The sequence below is a fragment of the Streptomyces sp. NPDC086549 genome (assembly GCF_044746205.1).
Taxonomy (GTDB): domain Bacteria; phylum Actinomycetota; class Actinomycetes; order Streptomycetales; family Streptomycetaceae; genus Streptomyces.
The window spans coordinates 27,055-42,970 of the sequence record NZ_JBIVBS010000006.1 but is presented as its reverse complement, the minus strand read 5'-3'; the positions used below and the strand labels follow the sequence as shown (position 1 = coordinate 42,970).

The following is a 15,916-nucleotide window of genomic DNA, read 5'->3' as shown; positions in this document are numbered from 1 at the left end:
CTATGCGTGTCGTCATCGTGACCGAATCCTTTCCCCCCGATGTGAACGGCGTGGCCCACTGCGCGCTCCAGACCGCCCGGCACCTCGTCGATCGCGGTCACGCTCCCCTTGTCGTCGCTCCGGCTCCCGCTCCCGGTGTCAGGCCCGACGCATCCGCGCCGTGCCCTGTCGTCCATGTCCCCTCCCTCCCGCTCCCGGGCTACCCCCAGGTTCGCGTCGCCCTCCCCAGCCGACGCCTCGCCGCGGCCCTCACCGAACACCGCGCCGACATGGTCCACCTGGCCAGCCCCTTCGTCCTCGGCGTCCGCGGCATGGCGGCCGCCGCCCGGCTCGGCATCCCCGCCGTGGCCGTCTACCAGACCGACCTCGCCGGTTACGCCCGCACCTACATGGGCGCCGGCGAGGCGGCGGCCTGGCGGCGCATACGCTCCGTCCACTCCGCCGCCGACCTCACCCTCGCCCCCTCCAGCGCCGCCCTGCAGGACCTGGAGGCGCACGGCGTGCCCCGGGTGAAGCTGTGGGCGCGAGGCGTGGACACCGTCCGGTTCCGCCCCGACCACCGCGACGAGGCGCTGCGCCGCGAACTCGCCCCGAACGGCGAGCTGATCGTCGGCTACGTGGGCCGGCTCGCCCCCGAGAAGCAGGTCGAACTCCTGGCCGGTGCCTGCGGCCTGGAGGGCGTGCGGGTCGTGGTGGTGGGCGACGGGCCCAGTCGGCCCCACCTGGCGGAGGCCCTGCCGGGCGCGGTCTTCCTGGGCCGCCGCACCGGTGACGAACTCGCCCGGATCTTCGCCTCGCTGGATGTCTTCGCGCACACCGGTCCCTTCGAGACCTTCTGCCAGACCGTCCAGGAGGCCATGGCCAGCGGAGTGCCGGTGATCGCGCCCGCCGTCGGCGGCCCGCTCGACCTGGTCGACCACGGCCGTACCGGATACCTGGTGCCGCCGCGCGACGGCGACGCGGTACGGGACGCGGTGCGGGCCATGGCCGCCGATCCCAAACTACGGGCGGCCTTCGGCGCCGCGGCACGGACGACGGTCGAGGGGCGCACCTGGGCCGCGGTCGGCGACCAGCTGATCGCCCACTACGAAGACGTCCTCGCCCGCCGCCGGGCGGTGGTGGCGGCATGAGCACCGAAAGCACCGAATCCCTCCGCATCGTGCGGCTCGCCAACTTCGTCGCTCCCGCCTCGGGCGGCCTGCGCACCGCGCTGCGCGAGCTGGGCAAGGGCTTCCGCGCCGCCGGCCACGAGCCGGTGCTGATCGTGCCGGGCGACCGGTACACCGACCGGGACACCGAGCAGGGCCGGGTCATCAGCCTGCCCGGCCCGCTGCTGCCGGGCACCGGCGGCTATCGCGTCCTCACCGACAAGCGGCGCGTGGCCGCCCTCCTGGAGGAGCTGGCCCCGGACCGCCTGGAGGTGTCCGACCGTACGACGCTGCGGTGGACCGGCAGATGGGCCCGGCGAGCCCGGGTCCCCGCCGTGATGGTGTCCCACGAGACCGCCGACGGCGTGCTGCGTACCTGGGGCCTGTCGGAGAACCTGTCCCGCCGTACCGCCGACGCCCTCAACATCCGTACGGCCCACACGTACTCGCGGGTCGTGTGCACCACGGAGTTCGCCGAACGGGAGTTCGTCCGGATCGGCGCGCGGAACGTCGTACGGGCTCCGCTGGGCGTCGATCTGATGGAGCGGCACCCCGCCCTGCGGGACGCCGGGCTGCGCGCACGGCACGCAGGCCCGGACGAGACGCTGCTGGTGATGTGTTCCCGGCTGTCCGTGGAGAAGCGGCCCGGCACCGCGTTCGACGCCCTGGCCGCGCTGCTGCGGCGCGGGCGGCGGGCGGTGCTCGTGGTGGCCGGCGACGGACCGCTGCGGGTGCGGCTGGAACAGCGGGCAGGCGAGCGCGGGCTGCCGGTGACCTTCCTCGGGCACGTGTCCGACCGCGGCGCGCTGGGTGCGCTGCAGGCCTCCGCCGACGTGTGTCTGGCGCCCGGCCCCGCCGAGACGTTCGGGCTCGCCGCGCTGGAGGCCATGGCATGCGGGACGCCCGTGGTCGTGAGCGCCTCGTCCGCGCTGCCGGAGGTGATCGGGTCCGCCGGTGCCACGGCCGCCGACCACGGGGAGGCCTTCGCGGATGCCATCGACATGATCCTGGAGCGGGCCGAGCCCGAGCGGCGGGAGTCCGCACGCGCGCGTGCCGAGTGCTTCGGGTGGGGCACGGCGGTGGAGGCGTTTCTCGCGGCGCACGATGCGACGGTCCTGTCCCGGTGTGCCGCGGACGAGGCGACGGCGCTGCCTCGTCGTGCCGCGGACGACACGTCGGCAGCGTCCCGTCGCGTCGTCCCGGGGGGCGTCGTATGAGACCTGTCCGCTTCGTGGCCCTCGGGGACTCGCTCACCGAGGGCGTGGGCGACCCCGCCGGCGACGGGTGGCGCGGCTGGGCCGCGCTGCTGGCCCCCGGCCTCGCCGAGGAACCGGTCGACTTCACCAACCTCGCCGCCAGCGGGGCACAGACGCGGGACGTCCTGGAGCGCCAGACCCCGGCGGGTCTGGAGCTGCGCCCCGACGTCGTGTCCGTCGTGATCGGCGTCAACGACACCCTGCGCTGCACCTTCGACATCCACGCGGTGGCCGCCCGGCTCGACACGGTCTACGCGGCCTTCACCGCACAGGGGGCGGTGCTCCTCACGGCCTGCCTGCCCGACCCCGGCGCGATGCTGGGACTCCCGGGCGCGCTGGCCCGCCCGCTGGCCCGGCGGCAGCGAGCGGTCAACACGGTGGTGCACGCGCTCTCCGAACGGTACGACGCCGTCCACCTGCACGCCGCGGAGGGCGTCTGGCTCACCGATCGCGCCATGTGGAGCGCGGACCGGCTGCATCCCGGCGAGCGCGGCCACCGGCAACTGGCCGTGCGCTTCCACACGCTGCTCGCCGGCGCGGGCGCCGCGAAGGGGGCCGTGCCCTCGCCCGAGCCGGATTTCCCGGCGCCCACCAAGTCGGCGAGCCTGTGGTGGCTGGCCACGGCGGGGACCGCATGGGTGCTCAGGCGGTGCCGGGACCTGCTCCCGCAGCTGCTGAGGCTGGCCCTCGACGAGATGCGGCACCGCGCGCGGGGCACCAGCGCCCGCCTCGACCTGCGGACGTCCGCCGCGGTGTCGGCCGCGCTGGCCGCCCTGTCGGTCGCGGACCGGCCGGACGCGGCCTGACGGCTCACCGGCGGCGCACGGGGACGAAGCGGACCGGGGTGCCCGGTACCGCCTGCGCGGCCGCGGGGAGGTCGGTCGTGCGGACCACGGCGATCACCGGGTAGCCCCCGGTGGTCGGGTGGTCGGCCAGGAAGACGACGGGGCGGCCGTCCGGTGGCACCTGGACCGCGCCGAGCACCATGCCCTCGCTGGGCAGTTCGCCGGGAAAGGCCCGCTCCAGCGCGGGCCCTTCCGTGCGCAGCCCGATGCGGTTGCTCGCCGACGACACCCGGTAGGTGCGCGCGGTGAGGTCGCGCACGGCCCGGGGCGTGAACCAGCCGTCGCGCGGGCCCAGTGTCACGCGCAGGACCAGTTCGGCCGGCGGTCGCGGCTGCGGGGCGACGTCCACGCACGTGTGTCGACCTGCCAGACCTGCCGGGGTGCCCAGCGGCAGCGCGGCCCCGTCCGCGAGCGGCGCCGGGCCGAGTCCGGACAACAGGTCCGTGGAACGGCTGCCGAGAACCCGCTCGACGGTGATGCCGCCGGAGACGGCCACGTAGGCGCGCACTCCTGCGACTGCCGTCCCCACGTCCAGCACCTCCCCGGCCGGAACCACGACGGGGGCGCCCCAGGCGACCGGACGCCCGCCCACCGTGACCGGGCACGGGGCACCCCCGACCGCCACGGTGATCGTCGAACGGGGCCGCACGGCGCAGCCGTTGAGGGTCGTCTCCAGGACGGCGGCCTCGGGCGGGTTGGCCACCAGCCGGTTGACGAGCGCCGCCGCGGGCGCGTCGAGCGCACCGGAGCGGGGCACACCGAGGTGGGCGTACCCGGGCCGTCCCCGGTCCTGCACAGTGGTCAGCGCTCCGGCCCGTACGACGACGAGCGCGCGGTCGGTCATGCGGTGTCCGCAGGAGCGAGGCCGTCCGGTACGAAGCGGACGCGCACACCCGGCGACAGCAGTGCGGCCGGCACGCGCGCGTGGTCCCACAGGACCGCGTCCGTCGTACCGATCAGCTGCCAGCCGCCCGGCGACGAGCGCGGGTACACACCCGTGTACGGGCCCGCCAGCGCCACCGCACCGGCGGGGACGGCCGTGCGCGGAGTGGCCCGGCGCGGCACGTCGTAGCGGGCGGGGAGCCCGGTGAGGTAGCCGAAGCCGGGAGCGAACCCGCAGAAGGCGACAGTGAACTCGGTGGCCGCGTGGATGCGGGCCACCTCCCGCTCGGGCACGTTCCAGTGCGCGGCGACCTCGGCGAGGTCCGGGCCGTCGTAACGCACGGGAAGTTTGATCACCTCACGCGCGCGGGGGCGAGCGGGCGGCACCTCCGAGGCAGTCAGTTCGGATGCCCAACGGACCGGGTCGTCGAGGCCGTCGAGGAGAACCGTACGGGCCGCCGGGACGATCTCGCGGACGGCCAGTGAGCCCTCCGCGCGACGGCGCAGCAGCTCCGAGTGCAACGCCTGGGCCTCCTCGCCCGAGGCGACCTCGACGAGCAGCCCGCTGTCGCCGACGGGCAGTGCCCTCATGCGAAGGCCTCCACCCGCACGCCCGCCTCCACCAGCCGCTCGCGCACCCGGCGGGCCAGCTCGACCGCGCCCGGAGTGTCCCCGTGCAGACAGAGCGAGCGGGCGCGCACGTCGATGCGCGCCCCGGAGTGCGCGGTGACCACGCCCGAGCGCGCCAGGTCCACCGAGCGCTCCACGACCGCCTCGGGGTCGCTGACCACCGCGCCGTCCTGCCCGCGCGGCACGAGCGTGCCCCGCTCGGTGTACGCGCGGTCCGCGAACGCCTCCGTGACGGCCGGCAGCCCCGCCTTCTCCGCCCGTTCCAGCAGGCGCGAGCCGGGCAGCCCCAGCACGGGGAGCGAGGCGTCCGCGAGGAGCACGCCGTCGATCACGGCCCGGGCCTGCTCCTCGTCGTGCACGACCCGGTTGTAGAGCGCGCCGTGCGGCTTCATGTAGGCCACGCGCGCGCCCGCCGCACGCGCGAAGACCTCCAGGGCACCGATCTGGTACGCCACTTCGGCCGCCAGTTCGGCGGGCGGCACGTCCATCGCGCGCCGCCCGAACCCCGCCAGGTCCCGGTAGGAGACCTGGGCGCCGATGGTCACGCCGCGCTCGGCCGCCAGTTCGCACACCCGGCGCATGGTGGCCGCGTCCCCGGCATGGAAGCCGCAGGCCACGTTGGCGCTGGTGACGACGGACAGCAGTTGTTCGTCGTCGGTCAGCCGCCAGCGGCCGAAGCCCTCGCCGAGGTCGGCGTTCAGATCGATCGAGGTCATTGATCTTCCGTGTCTCCTGTCAGGCCACGCGGTACTGCTCGTCACGGGCGTCCGTGAGGAACATCTGGCCCGGTGCGTGGGTGATCGCGAACGGCGGGCGCGAGGCCATCACCGCGGCCTGCGGAGTCACCCCGCAGGCCCAGAACACCGGGATGTCGTCCGGGTCGGCGTCCACCGGGTCGCCGAAGTCGGGTCGGCCGAGGTCGTCGATGCCGAGCGCCGACGGGTCGCCGCAGTGCACGGGGCTGCCGTGCACCGCCGGGAACAGGCTGCTCTCCCGGATCGCGGCCGCCAGATGCTCCGGCGGCACCGGGCGCATGGACACCACCATGGGGCCGCTCAGCCGCCCCGCCGGGCGGCACGCGCGGCTGGTCACGTACATCGGGACGTTGCGGCCCTGCTCGACGTGGCGGATCGGGACGCCCGTCCCGGCCAGCGCCCACTCGAAGGTGAAGCTGCAGCCGATCAGGAACGACACCAGGTCGTCGCGCCAGTGGGCCCGCACGTCCGTCGGTTCGTCCACCAACTCCCCGTCCTGCCACACCCGGTAGCGCGGCAGGTCGGTGCGCAGGTCCGCGCCGTCCGCGAGGACCGTGCTCCAGGAGCCGGCGTCCGTGACGTCGAGGACCGGACAGGGCTTGGGGTTGCGCTGGCAGAACAGCAGCATGTCGTACGCCCAGTCGGCGGGCACCGAGATGAGGTTGGCCTGGGTGTGGCCCGCCGCGACGCCGGCCGTGGGACCCGCCTGGCCCTCCCGGAAGCGGGCTCGCGCGGTCTTCGCGCTCCACGCGTGCGCGTGCTCGTCGACGAGGGTCAGGGGACGGTCTTCCGTACGGTTCGCCTGGGTCACGCCAGTTCCTTCCCGCGCGTCTCCGGCAGCCCGAGGAGCGCCAGGGCCGCGATGCCGTATCCGATCGCGCCGAAGACCAGCGCGCCGCCCACGCCCCAGCTGTCGGCCAGGAAGCCCACCAGGGTCGGGAAGACGGCGCCGACCGCGCGGCCGGTGTTGTAGGTGAAGCCCTGTCCCGTGCCGCGGACAGCCGTCGGGTACAGCTCGCTCAGGAAGGACCCGAAGCCGCTGAAGATCGCCGACATGCAGAATCCGAGCGGGAAACCGAGAACCAGGAGAAGGGTGTCGGCGCCGTCGGGGATGTTCGCGTACGCCAGGACGCAGATCGCCGACAGCAGCGCGAAGAGCCAGATGTTGCGCCGGCGGCCCAGCCGGTCGGTGAGGTAGCCGCCGGTGAGGTAGCCGAGGAAAGCGCCCGAGATCAGGAAGGTCAGATAGCCGCCGGTGCCGACGACCGACAGGCCGCGCTCGGTCTTGAGGTACGTCGGCACCCAGGTCGCCAGCGTGTAGTAGCCGCCCTGGACCCCGGTGGACAGCAGGCCCGCGAAGACCGTCGTGCGCAGCAGACCGGGTGAGTCGGCCGTGCCCGGCCGGAAGATCGCCGCGAACGAGCCCCGCTCCGCGTTCCGTTCACGGGCGGCCGTCGCCTCCGGGGCGTCGTGCACCCGGCGGCGCAGCCACACCACCAGAAGCGCGGGCAGCGCGCCGGTCCAGAACATCACGCGCCAGGCCAGGTCGTCGTCCACGAAGGAGAAGACCAGCGTGTAGACGATCGCGGCGAGCGCCCAGCCCACGGCCCAGGAACTCTGGATCGCGCCGAGCGTGCGGCCCCGGTGCCTGGCGCTCGCGTACTCGGCGACCAGGATCGCGCCGACCGCCCACTCGCCGCCGAAGCCGAGCCCCTGGAGGGCGCGGAACACCAGCAGCGTCTCGTAGTTGGGCGCGAAGCCGCAGGCCACGGTGAACACCGCGTACGTGATCACCGTGATCATCAGCGCCCTGACCCGGCCGAACCGGTCGGCGAACACGCCCGCCACGGCGCCGCCGATGGCGGAGGCCACGAGTGTGACGGTGGTGAACAGGCCGGTCTGGCCGCTGTCCAGGCCGAAGTACGCCGCCAGCGCGACCATGCTCAGCGGCAGTGTGAAGTAGTCGTAGGAATCCAGGGCATATCCGCCGAAAGCTCCCGCGAACGCGCGGCGGCCACCGGGGCCGAGGGCGTGCAGCCAGCCCAACGCGCCGTCGTGGGCGCCTCGTTCACCCGTGCCGTGCCGGGTGCCGGAGGGAAGGGCCTGCGGTGGAGGGGTCGAGCTCATGAGCACCTCGCAGATAGGGACGGAGGGTGCGGGGAACTGAGCCGTGCCGTGAGCCGTGCCGTGAGTCGTGCCGTGCGGAGCACCGTAGAGGATCGTTCAACGATCCTTCAATACTCGTGTTGTTTCGCCCTCGTGTCTGCGGTTGAATTCCGGGCATGGCAGAGCAGCTGACGGGACTGGCCGACGACCGCGCCCTCCTGGGCCGTACCAGCACCGCCGAGCGGGTCTCGGACATCCTCAGAAGCCGCATCGCGGACGGCTACTTCCCGCCGGGGACACGGCTGTCGGAGGACAGCATCGGCGGGGCGCTCGGCGTCTCCCGCAACACCCTGCGCGAGTCGTTCCGGCTGCTCACCCATGAACGCCTGCTCGTCCACGAGCTCAACCGGGGCGTCTTCGTCCGGGTCCTGACCGTCGAGGACGTCGAGGACATCTACCGCACCCGCGCCCTCGTCGAGTGCGCCGTCGTGCGCGGGCTGGGCGAGCCGCCGTACACCGTGGAGGGGCTGGCCTCGGCGGTCACGGAGGGACAGATGGCAGCCGTCGAGAATGACTGGAAAGGACTGGGTACGGCCAACATCCACTTCCACCGGGAGCTGGTCGCCCTGGCCGGCAGTGAACGCACCGACGAGCTGATGCGAAGCGTCTTCGCCGAGCTGCGACTGGCCTTCCACGTCGTGGACGACCCGCGCCGCCTGCACGAGCCGTACCTCGCCCGCAACCGCCAGATCCTCCAGGCGCTCCAGGCCGGGGACAGGCGCGAGGCGGAGAGACTCCTCGGCACCTATCTCGCGGACTCGCTGGAGCGGGTCGTGGAGGTGTACCGGAGGCGGGTCGGGGAGGGCGGCGGGGGCGAAGGCCGAGGCGACGACCAGGGGTGACGGCCGAGGCCGTCTCGCGCCGCTGTGACGGGCGTCGCTTCTGCGTCGTTTGGGTCGTTGTCAGACCGAGGACCTAGTCTGTGCACCGTGACTTCACCCGCATCGACGGACAGCGTTCCGCCCCAGCTCAGCGCGGGGCCGCGCCCGGCGCCGGGCCCGGCCGCCGACGAGGGGCTGGCGCGGCGGCTGCGCGCGCTCGCCTGCACCGCGCCGCTGCACGACCTCGACGCGCGCAAGGCGAACCTGGCGGGCGAGTACTCGGTGTACGGCATGGCGGAGGTGGCCCTCGCCGCCATCGACCTCGTCACACTCAACATGGACTTCGACACGGGTGCCGACCACGAGCAGATAGTGGCCAGACTCATCCCGCGCATCGCCGCCCAGGCCCCGCAGCGGCCCGTGGCCGAGCACGAGCGGGTGGGCCGCTGGGTCCTGGAGAACCTGATCAACGTCGGCAGTGTCGACCGCGGCTTCCGGGCCGTGTACGGCACGTTCGCGCCGGACGGGACCTATGTCCGCCGTGACTACGACTTCAAGCTGATCGAAGAGGTCCCCGGCCCCGGCGGCACCGTCTACCTGCGTACGACGGACGAGGCGGTGAACGTCCTGGTCGGCGCGCTCGACACCGACGTCACCAGCGCCCAGATCGCCGCCGAGGTGAAGCTGGAGGTCCTGATCAACCGCGGCCGTCTCGCCGACGCCCAGCTCGCCGCGGAGCAGGCCCGGTACCGGACCGTGCAGTACTCGGAGACCCTGCGCCGGGCCCTGGAGGCGACCCGGCGCAACGTCCGGGCCGTGGACTGGCTCAGCGCCGTGCCCGACATGATCGCCGAGGCCCTGGACCACGTCGCCGACCGCTACCGCCACGAGAACGCCATCCTCACCAACATCCGCAAGGCCCGCGACGAGACCGAGGACCCCGAGCACAAGCGCCGCGCCGCCGAGCTGGTCGACATCGTCAAGGACTGCATCCGGCGGCACACCCAGTTGCAGTCCCGGCTGCTGGAGGCCGGCCCCCTGTTCCGCGCCGAGCAGGACCGGCAGGCCTTCGCCACGCCCATGACGACCTCGGGTATCGATCTCTACGGCCACCTCGTCGCGCCGGTCCTGCCGCTGGCCCTGGAGCAGGCGGTCCGGGTCACCGACGCCTTCTTCGCGCGCGGCACCGGACTGCGCACACCCGTGTCGGTGCGGGTCGGAGACCTCGTCGACCTCCTCCTGACGCCACCCGTGGAACGCGAACACCTGGGCGCGGAGATGCCTGAGCCCGACCTCATCGCCACGCCGGACGACAGCCGCTTCAGCGACGAGCAGCTGGCTGCCGCGAAGGAACTGCTGGATCTGCCCGCGGACGCGCCGAGGAGGCTGTCCGGGCTGCTCGCGCAGGCGCGCCGGCAGGACCCCGACCTCCCCTATCTGGTGGCGCTCCTTGCGGTGCACGCGGCCAGCCCGGCCGTCGGCACCGCCTACCGGCAGGGTGAGGAGAAGCTGCTGTTCGCCGCGGACGACGGGACGGAGCTGGACGATCCCGAGTTCGGTGGCGCCGACCTCATAGTCGGCACGGCCCTGCTGGACGCCGCGGGGATGGCGGCGGACCGGACGGAGGCGGCGTGAACGGAGCCGTCCGACGTACGTACGAGTGTGAGAGCAACAAGGAGCTGGAGCCGTGACCGAGCACGTCGACCGGAGTGAGCCCGAGCCCGCCGCCAAGCCCGCGGGCTCCGCCGTCACGCCCGCCGACGCAGCCGACGCGGCGCGGCTCGTCGCCTTCGGACTGCAGCCCAAGTCGCAGCCCGCGCGGGACCAGGAGTACACGGAACTGCTGCGGCGGTACCGGGAGGACCCGGCGTTCGCGCGGCTCGCGGACGCCGTCGCGGCCGGGCTCGGACTGGTCGTGCTGGAGGTCTCCCCGCGCGCGGGGATGGCCGTGACGGCCGCCGAGGACTCGGTGTTCGCCGTGCGCATGGGTGACTACGCGCGTCGCACGTCCGCCGATTCGGGCGACCGGTTCCTGCATGGGCTCGCCCATCTCGCCGTCGCCGCTCTGGCGTTCCCGCGGCCCGAGGACCTCGCCGACGACGGGTACATCGGCCGGATCACCGTCAACGGCGTCGACGCCTTCGTCCGGCAGGCCTGCCGCCGCCTTGAGGAGCGGGCCGAGGAGCAGGGCGAGAACACCGACCCCGCCACCGACGCGCCCGGTCTGGAGACCGCCTGGCGGATCTGGACCAGACGCAGTGCGGCGGGTGCCACCAAGGACGCCCGCCGGCTGGCCGGCTCGACGACGGGAATCGTCGGCAAGGCGGCCGCGTTCCTCACCGACTCCGGCTTCCTGCAGCGCACGGGCGACGAAAACGGCGGCACCTACCGCACGACGGCCCGCTACCAGCTTCAGGTGCGCGACATGGCAGGCAGCGCCGCGATGGCCGAACTCCTGGAGCTCGGCGTCGTCCCGGTCACCGACGGCACCGCCAGCCTGCTGCCCTCCGAGGACACGGAGGATCTGGAACTGGTGGCCGAAGCCGGGCTGCCGTTCCACTCCTGACGCCCCTGAGGTCCCTGAGGTCCCTGAAACTCCCGAAGCTCCTGAAGCTTTCGAACCACCGCACCTTCCGAAGACTTACGACGAGAGTCCGCCATGTACGAGCTGTCCCGGATCCGCCTCTACTCCATCGGGCCCGCCGGTGCGCGCTACGCCGACACCGTGCTCGACCTGCGGGGCGTGGGCGAGCCGGTGCCCGACCCTGCCCCCACGCAGGCGGAGTTCTTCGAGGAGGAGCCGGTCGGTCCGCCGCGTCGGCCCGCGCCCGCCGGCGTGCTCTTCCTGGAGAACGGCGGCGGCAAGTCGGTCCTGCTCAAGCTGATCTTCTCCGTGATGCTGCCCGGCCACCGCAACACCCTCGGCGGCGCCAGCTCCGGCGTGCTGCGCAAGTTCCTGCTCGCCGACGACTGCGGGCACGTGGCGCTGGAGTGGCAGCACACGCTCACCGGCGAGTGCGTGGTGGTCGGCAAGGTGAGCGAGTGGCGCGGCCGGCAGGTCTCCAACGACCCGAGGAAGTTCGCCGAGGCCTGGTACTCCTTCCGGCCCGGCCCAGGACTGAGCCTCGACAACCTCCCCGTCGCCGAGTCCACGGCCGTACGGCCGCCCGTCGAGGGCGCGTCCGGCGCCCAGGGCCGCCGCCGCACCATGAAGGGCTTCCGGGACGCGATCACCGAGGCCGGGAAGGCGTACCCGCACCTGGAGGTGCACTGGGAGGAGATCCACGACCGCTGGATCGAGCACCTCGGCGACCTCGGCCTCGACCCCGAACTCTTCCGCTACCAGCGGGAGATGAACGCCGACGAGGGCGAGGCGGCCGGTCTCTTCGCGGTGAAGAAGGACTCCGACTTCACCGACCTGCTGCTGCGCGCGGTCACCGACACCCGGGACACCGACGGGCTCGCCGACCTGGTCAGCGGCTTCGGCAACAAACTGGGCCGCCGTGCCGAACTGATCGCCGAGCGCGACTTCACCGCCGGGTCCGTCGATCTGCTCGGGCGGATCGTCGAGGCCGCCGAGGCACGCTCACGCGCCCGTGACATCCACTCGGGAGCCGAGCGCCGTACGCGCACGCTGGCGCGGCGGCTGTCCGCGCGGGGCGTGCGGGAACGGGTGCGCGCTGCCGACCTCGCCCAGCGGGTCACGGCCGCCGCCTACGCCGTCACGCACTCCGAGGGCGCACGGGAGCGCAGCGCGCTGGTCGCCGCCGAACTCGCCTACCGGCACGCCTCGTTGGCGCTGGCCGCGGGCGAGAAGTCCGCCGCGGCGCAGAAGCGTGAGCTCGCCGACGCACGCACGCTGCACTCCGCCTGGCAGGCCGCCGAGGCCGTGCTGCGCCACCGCGCGGCCGCCGACCGCGTCGCCCGCGTGGCCGCGGCGATCCAGGAGGCCGAACGGGACGCGGCCCCGGCCCTGGCCGCCCGCGCCAAGGCCGCCGTCGACCTCGTACGCGCCCTGCACACCGCCGCCGAGAGCGCCGAGACCCTCGCCAACGAGGGGGAGGAGCGCTCCGCCGCGCTCCAGGAGGTCGGTGAGTCCGCGTACCGGGACTCGACCGCCGCCGCCACCGAGGCACAGCGCGCCCGCAGCGAGGCCGGACATCTGCGCCAGCGCCTGACCGAGGTCGAGCAGGAGACCGCCGAGGCCGTGCGCGCGGGCTGGCTCGACGACAGCGCCCCCGACGCCGACCCCGCCCGCGCCGCCCTCGCGGCCAGTGACGCCGAGAAGACGGCCGTCGCTGCCTGGGACACGTCCCGCGAAGCCTCCAGGAAGGCGACGGAACACGCGCGCGAAGCGGCTTCCGCCGAGTCCCGCGCGGAACTGACGGCAGCCCGCGCGGCGGACGCGGCGACGGCGGCGGAGCGGACGTACGACGCCGAGCGCCGCATTGCCGAGGCGCTCGCGGGGGAGGAGCGGCTGGGCGAGCTCCTGAGCCTGCCCGGAGCCTCCACCGGCACGCGCGCCGGGGTGCCCGGCCCGCGGACCGGAGCCGACGGTGGCACGGCGTCCGTCTCACCCCCCGAGGCGGACGGCAAGGGTGCCGGCCGTTCCCTCGGCGAAGGTTCCATGACCCCGCAGGACCTGGACCGCTTCGCCGACGAACTGCGTGAACTCCTCGACGACACCGTCTCCTCCGCCGAACGCCACCTCTTCGACCTGCGCACCGCCGCGGCGGACGACGCCCGGATCCTCGGTGCGCTCGGTGACGGCGGCCTGCTGCCGCCCGGCCCCGACGTGCTGGCCACCGTCGAGTACCTCGGCGAGCACGGCATCCCCGCGCTGCCCGGCTGGCGCTATCTCGCGCAGGCCGTCGACCCGGCCGACCACGCGCGCGTGCTCGCCGCCCGGCCGGAGCTGGTCGACGGTGTGATCATCACCGACCCGGACAGCCACGCGCGTGCCCGCGAGACGCTGAGCGCCGCGGCCCTGCTGCCCCGTTCCGCCGTGGCGGTCGGCACGGCGGCGGCCCTGCTGGCCCCCACGCCGGCCGCCGACAGCTCTGCCACCTCGGTCACCTCTGTCGACGTGTTTCTCGTCCCGCCCAACCCGGCCATGCACGACGAACACGCCGCCGACGAGGAGCGGCAGGCGCTGCGCGCACGGGCGACCGAGCGGGACGAGAAGATCCGCACGCTGGCCGCCCGGCTCGGCAAGGACCGGGAACTGGCGGCGCGGCTCGCCTCGTGGCGCACGGGCTGTCCGGCCGGGCGGCTCGTGGAGCTGGCCGAGGCCGCGCGGGACGCGCGCGCGTTCGCCGAGGAGGCGGAGGCCGAGCTGGCCGAGGCGCGGACCGTACGGGCCGAGGCCGACGAGGTCGCCGCCGAGGCGGCACAGGTGCGGGACGAGCGGCAGGAGGCCGCGCAGAAGGCCAGGCGTGCAGCCGACGCCCTCGCCGGGCTCGCCTTCCGGCTGCGCGAACGCTCCGGCTGGCAGGTCAAGCTGCGCGAACTCGCCGACGAGGCAGCCGAGTCGGAGGCCCGCGCCCAGGTCTGCCTGGAGCGGGCACGCGCCGCCGACGAGGACCGCCGAGCCGCCCAGCGCGCCGCCGACGACGCCCGGCGCACCGCCCGTGCGCTGCGCGCCGAGCGCGCCGAGATCGCGGGCGCCCCCGACGACGTACCCGAGGACGACTCCGACGGGCCCAAGACCTCCCTGCCCGCGCTCCGCGAGGCCTACCGGGCCGCCTCCCAGGTGTACGAGAAGGTCGGCGTCGGCGCCGACCTGCGCGCCGAGCAGGCCCGCGCGGAGAGCGACGAGAGCGCGGCCCGCGCCGAGCTGGACCGGCTCAGCAACAAGGTCCGTACGCGGGCCGAGCAACTGCTGCAGTCTCCGGACGGCTCCGACGGACCGTCACGGCAGGCCGCGGCCGCGCGCGCGGAGGAGCTGGTGCAGCTCCTGGAGACCCGTATGTCGACCGCGAGCGAGCAGCTCGGACGGCTGCGCGGTGAGGCCGAGCGGCACGCGCCCGAGGACGGCGAGGCCCACACCGAGCTGCCCGAGGAACTCGTTCCGTGTGACGCCGAGCACGCGCAGGCGCTGCTGCGCACCGCCACCACCGAACTCGCCTCCCGCGCCGAGGCGCTGGCCGAGGCCCGCGACGCGCACGCGGAACTCCTGGAGGCCCACCGGGCCGCCGAGGACGCGGCCGGAGGCTTCGACGAGATCGCCGCCATGCTCCGCGACCTGCTGCGCGAGCACGTCGTGGAGGAGGAGCAGGAGGAGCCGGAGCCGTATCCCGGCAGCCTGGAGGAGGCACGGCAGTCGGCCGCCGAGGCCCGCCGCTCGCTGCGCGGCTGCGCCGCCGACCTGTCCGCCGCCGAGTCGTCCGTGCGCGAGGCGAGCGACGTCCTCGTCCGGCACGCCAACTCCACCCGCTACGAACAGGTCCGCACCCCCGCCCGCCAGCAGATCCGCGAGCTGCCGGCCTCCGCGCTGCCCGAGCACGCCCAGAAGTGGGCGGACGCCTTCGCGCCCCGACTGCGGGTCCTCACGGACGAGTTGGCGCAGCTGGAACGCAACAGGGGCTCGATCGTGGACCGGCTTCGGGGACTCGTCGAGTCCGCCCTCGCCACCCTGCGGTCCGCGCAGCGGCTGTCCCGGCTGCCCGAGGGACTGGGCGAGTGGTCCGGCCAGGAGTTCCTGCGCATCCGCTTCGAGGAGCCCGACCAGGCCACGCTCACCGAGCGGCTCGGCGAGGTGATCGACGAAGCCACCAGGGCCGCCGTGAAGAAGAACTCCGACCTGCGGCGCGACGGGATGTCCCTGCTGCTGCGGGGCGTGGGCGCCGCGCTCCAGCCCAAGGGCATCGCGGTCGAGATCCTCAAGCCGGACGCCGTACTGCGCGCCGAGCGCGTCCCCGTCGGCCAGATGGGCGACGTCTTCTCCGGCGGCCAGCTGCTCACCGCCGCCATCGCCCTGTACTGCACGATGGCGGCACTCAGGAGCAACGACCGGGGCCGTGACAAGCACCGTCACGCCGGCACGCTGTTCCTCGACAACCCCATCGGCCGCGCCAACGCCACATATCTGCTGGAGCTCCAGCGGGCGGTGTCGGACGCGCTCGGTGTCCAGCTCCTGTACACCACCGGCCTGTTCGACACGACCGCGCTGGCCGAGTTCCCGCTGGTCATCAGGCTCCGCAACGATGCCGACCTGCGGGCCGGGCTGAAGTACATCAGCGTGGAGGAGCACCTGCGGCCCGGACTGCCCCAGCAGACCCCGGCCGGGGAGGCCGTCCACAGCGAGATCACGGCGACACGGATGTTCAAGCGCCCGACGCCGAGCGCGCCGTAGAGGCGAGGCAGGGGAACTGCGGACCGTTTGTGACCGGTCGCGCGGTTCCCCGTGTCCCT

General features: G+C 74.1%; 12 protein-coding genes. 7 read left to right on the top strand and 5 right to left on the bottom strand.

The genetic code is table 11. The features are described 5' to 3' along the window. The first annotated feature begins 2 nt into the window (after window positions 1-2). Genes ACIPSA_RS20420 through ACIPSA_RS20410 form a run of 3 tightly spaced genes read left to right on the top strand, consistent with a single transcriptional unit; the run spans window position 3 to window position 3,210 of the window. Window positions 3-1,130 (top strand): glycosyltransferase family 4 protein, encoded by a 1,128-nt coding sequence (locus ACIPSA_RS20420; protein ID WP_402636812.1) that lies wholly within the window; start codon window positions 3-5, stop codon window positions 1,128-1,130. Beyond that, on the top strand, window positions 1,127-2,365 hold the full coding sequence (locus ACIPSA_RS20415) for a glycosyltransferase (RefSeq protein WP_402636809.1): 1,239 nt from the start codon (window positions 1,127-1,129) through the stop codon (window positions 2,363-2,365). Before ACIPSA_RS20420 ends, ACIPSA_RS20415 begins: the two co-directional genes overlap by 4 nt. Then, window positions 2,362-3,210 (top strand): SGNH/GDSL hydrolase family protein, encoded by an 849-nt coding sequence (locus ACIPSA_RS20410; RefSeq protein ID WP_402636806.1) that lies wholly within the window; start codon window positions 2,362-2,364, stop codon window positions 3,208-3,210. Before ACIPSA_RS20415 ends, ACIPSA_RS20410 begins: the two co-directional genes overlap by 4 nt. A gap of 4 nt (window positions 3,211-3,214) precedes the next feature. On the opposite strand, the gene ACIPSA_RS20405 is transcribed toward ACIPSA_RS20410, so the two are convergent. From ACIPSA_RS20405 to ACIPSA_RS20385, 5 genes are read right to left on the bottom strand one after another with little or no spacing between them, the layout of a single operon-like run. Further along, window positions 3,215-4,093: a biotin-dependent carboxyltransferase family protein gene (locus tag ACIPSA_RS20405; RefSeq protein WP_402636804.1), complete on the bottom strand. Its 879-nt coding sequence runs from the start codon at window positions 4,091-4,093 to the stop codon at window positions 3,215-3,217. After that, window positions 4,090-4,722: an allophanate hydrolase subunit 1 gene (locus ACIPSA_RS20400; protein ID WP_402636801.1), complete on the bottom strand. Its 633-nt coding sequence runs from the start codon at window positions 4,720-4,722 to the stop codon at window positions 4,090-4,092. The genes ACIPSA_RS20405 and ACIPSA_RS20400 overlap by 4 nt, the downstream gene beginning before the upstream one ends. Beyond that, on the bottom strand, window positions 4,719-5,477 hold the full coding sequence (locus tag ACIPSA_RS20395) for a LamB/YcsF family protein (RefSeq protein WP_402636798.1): 759 nt from the start codon (window positions 5,475-5,477) through the stop codon (window positions 4,719-4,721). Before ACIPSA_RS20395 ends, ACIPSA_RS20400 begins: the two co-directional genes overlap by 4 nt. A gap of 19 nt (window positions 5,478-5,496) precedes the next feature. Beyond that, window positions 5,497-6,327 (bottom strand): putative hydro-lyase, encoded by an 831-nt coding sequence (locus ACIPSA_RS20390; RefSeq protein ID WP_402636796.1) that lies wholly within the window; start codon window positions 6,325-6,327, stop codon window positions 5,497-5,499. Next, window positions 6,324-7,643: an MFS transporter gene (locus ACIPSA_RS20385; protein WP_402636793.1), complete on the bottom strand. Its 1,320-nt coding sequence runs from the start codon at window positions 7,641-7,643 to the stop codon at window positions 6,324-6,326. The genes ACIPSA_RS20390 and ACIPSA_RS20385 overlap by 4 nt, the downstream gene beginning before the upstream one ends. 155 nt (window positions 7,644-7,798) lie before the next feature. Here ACIPSA_RS20385 and ACIPSA_RS20380 point away from each other — a divergent pair, with 155 nt between their 5' ends. The 4 genes from ACIPSA_RS20380 to ACIPSA_RS20365 all read left to right on the top strand — a co-directional run bounded on the left by ACIPSA_RS20380 (window position 7,799) and on the right by ACIPSA_RS20365 (window position 15,857). Beyond that, window positions 7,799-8,524, top strand: a complete 726-nt coding sequence (locus tag ACIPSA_RS20380; protein ID WP_402636790.1) for a GntR family transcriptional regulator — start codon at window positions 7,799-7,801, stop codon at window positions 8,522-8,524. An 87-nt stretch (window positions 8,525-8,611) separates the two neighbouring features. Beyond that, complete coding sequence (locus ACIPSA_RS20375) at window positions 8,612-10,138, top strand: hypothetical protein (protein WP_402636787.1); 1,527 nt, start codon at window positions 8,612-8,614, stop codon at window positions 10,136-10,138. 52 nt (window positions 10,139-10,190) lie between these two features. Further along, window positions 10,191-11,069, top strand: a complete 879-nt coding sequence (locus tag ACIPSA_RS20370; protein ID WP_402636784.1) for a hypothetical protein — start codon at window positions 10,191-10,193, stop codon at window positions 11,067-11,069. Between the two features lie 93 nt (window positions 11,070-11,162). After that, window positions 11,163-15,857 (top strand): hypothetical protein, encoded by a 4,695-nt coding sequence (locus ACIPSA_RS20365; protein WP_402636781.1) that lies wholly within the window; start codon window positions 11,163-11,165, stop codon window positions 15,855-15,857. Window positions 15,858-15,916 lie beyond the last annotated feature (59 nt).

Excerpts from the sequence above, each read along its gene's own strand:
- ACIPSA_RS20415 (WP_402636809.1), top strand. The coding sequence starts at position 1,127 with ATGAGCACCGAAAGCACCGAATCCCTCCGCATCGTGCGGCTCGCCAAC.
- ACIPSA_RS20420 (WP_402636812.1), top strand. The coding sequence starts at position 3 with ATGCGTGTCGTCATCGTGACCGAATCCTTTCCCCCCGATGTGAACGGC.
- ACIPSA_RS20380 (WP_402636790.1), top strand. The coding sequence starts at position 7,799 with ATGGCAGAGCAGCTGACGGGACTGGCCGACGACCGCGCCCTCCTGGGC.
- ACIPSA_RS20385 (WP_402636793.1), bottom strand. The coding sequence starts at position 7,643 with ATGAGCTCGACCCCTCCACCGCAGGCCCTTCCCTCCGGCACCCGGCAC.
- ACIPSA_RS20365 (WP_402636781.1), top strand. The coding sequence starts at position 11,163 with ATGTACGAGCTGTCCCGGATCCGCCTCTACTCCATCGGGCCCGCCGGT.
- ACIPSA_RS20400 (WP_402636801.1), bottom strand. The coding sequence starts at position 4,722 with ATGAGGGCACTGCCCGTCGGCGACAGCGGGCTGCTCGTCGAGGTCGCC.
- ACIPSA_RS20405 (WP_402636804.1), bottom strand. The coding sequence starts at position 4,093 with ATGACCGACCGCGCGCTCGTCGTCGTACGGGCCGGAGCGCTGACCACT.
- ACIPSA_RS20410 (WP_402636806.1), top strand. The coding sequence starts at position 2,362 with ATGAGACCTGTCCGCTTCGTGGCCCTCGGGGACTCGCTCACCGAGGGC.
- ACIPSA_RS20395 (WP_402636798.1), bottom strand. The coding sequence starts at position 5,477 with ATGACCTCGATCGATCTGAACGCCGACCTCGGCGAGGGCTTCGGCCGC.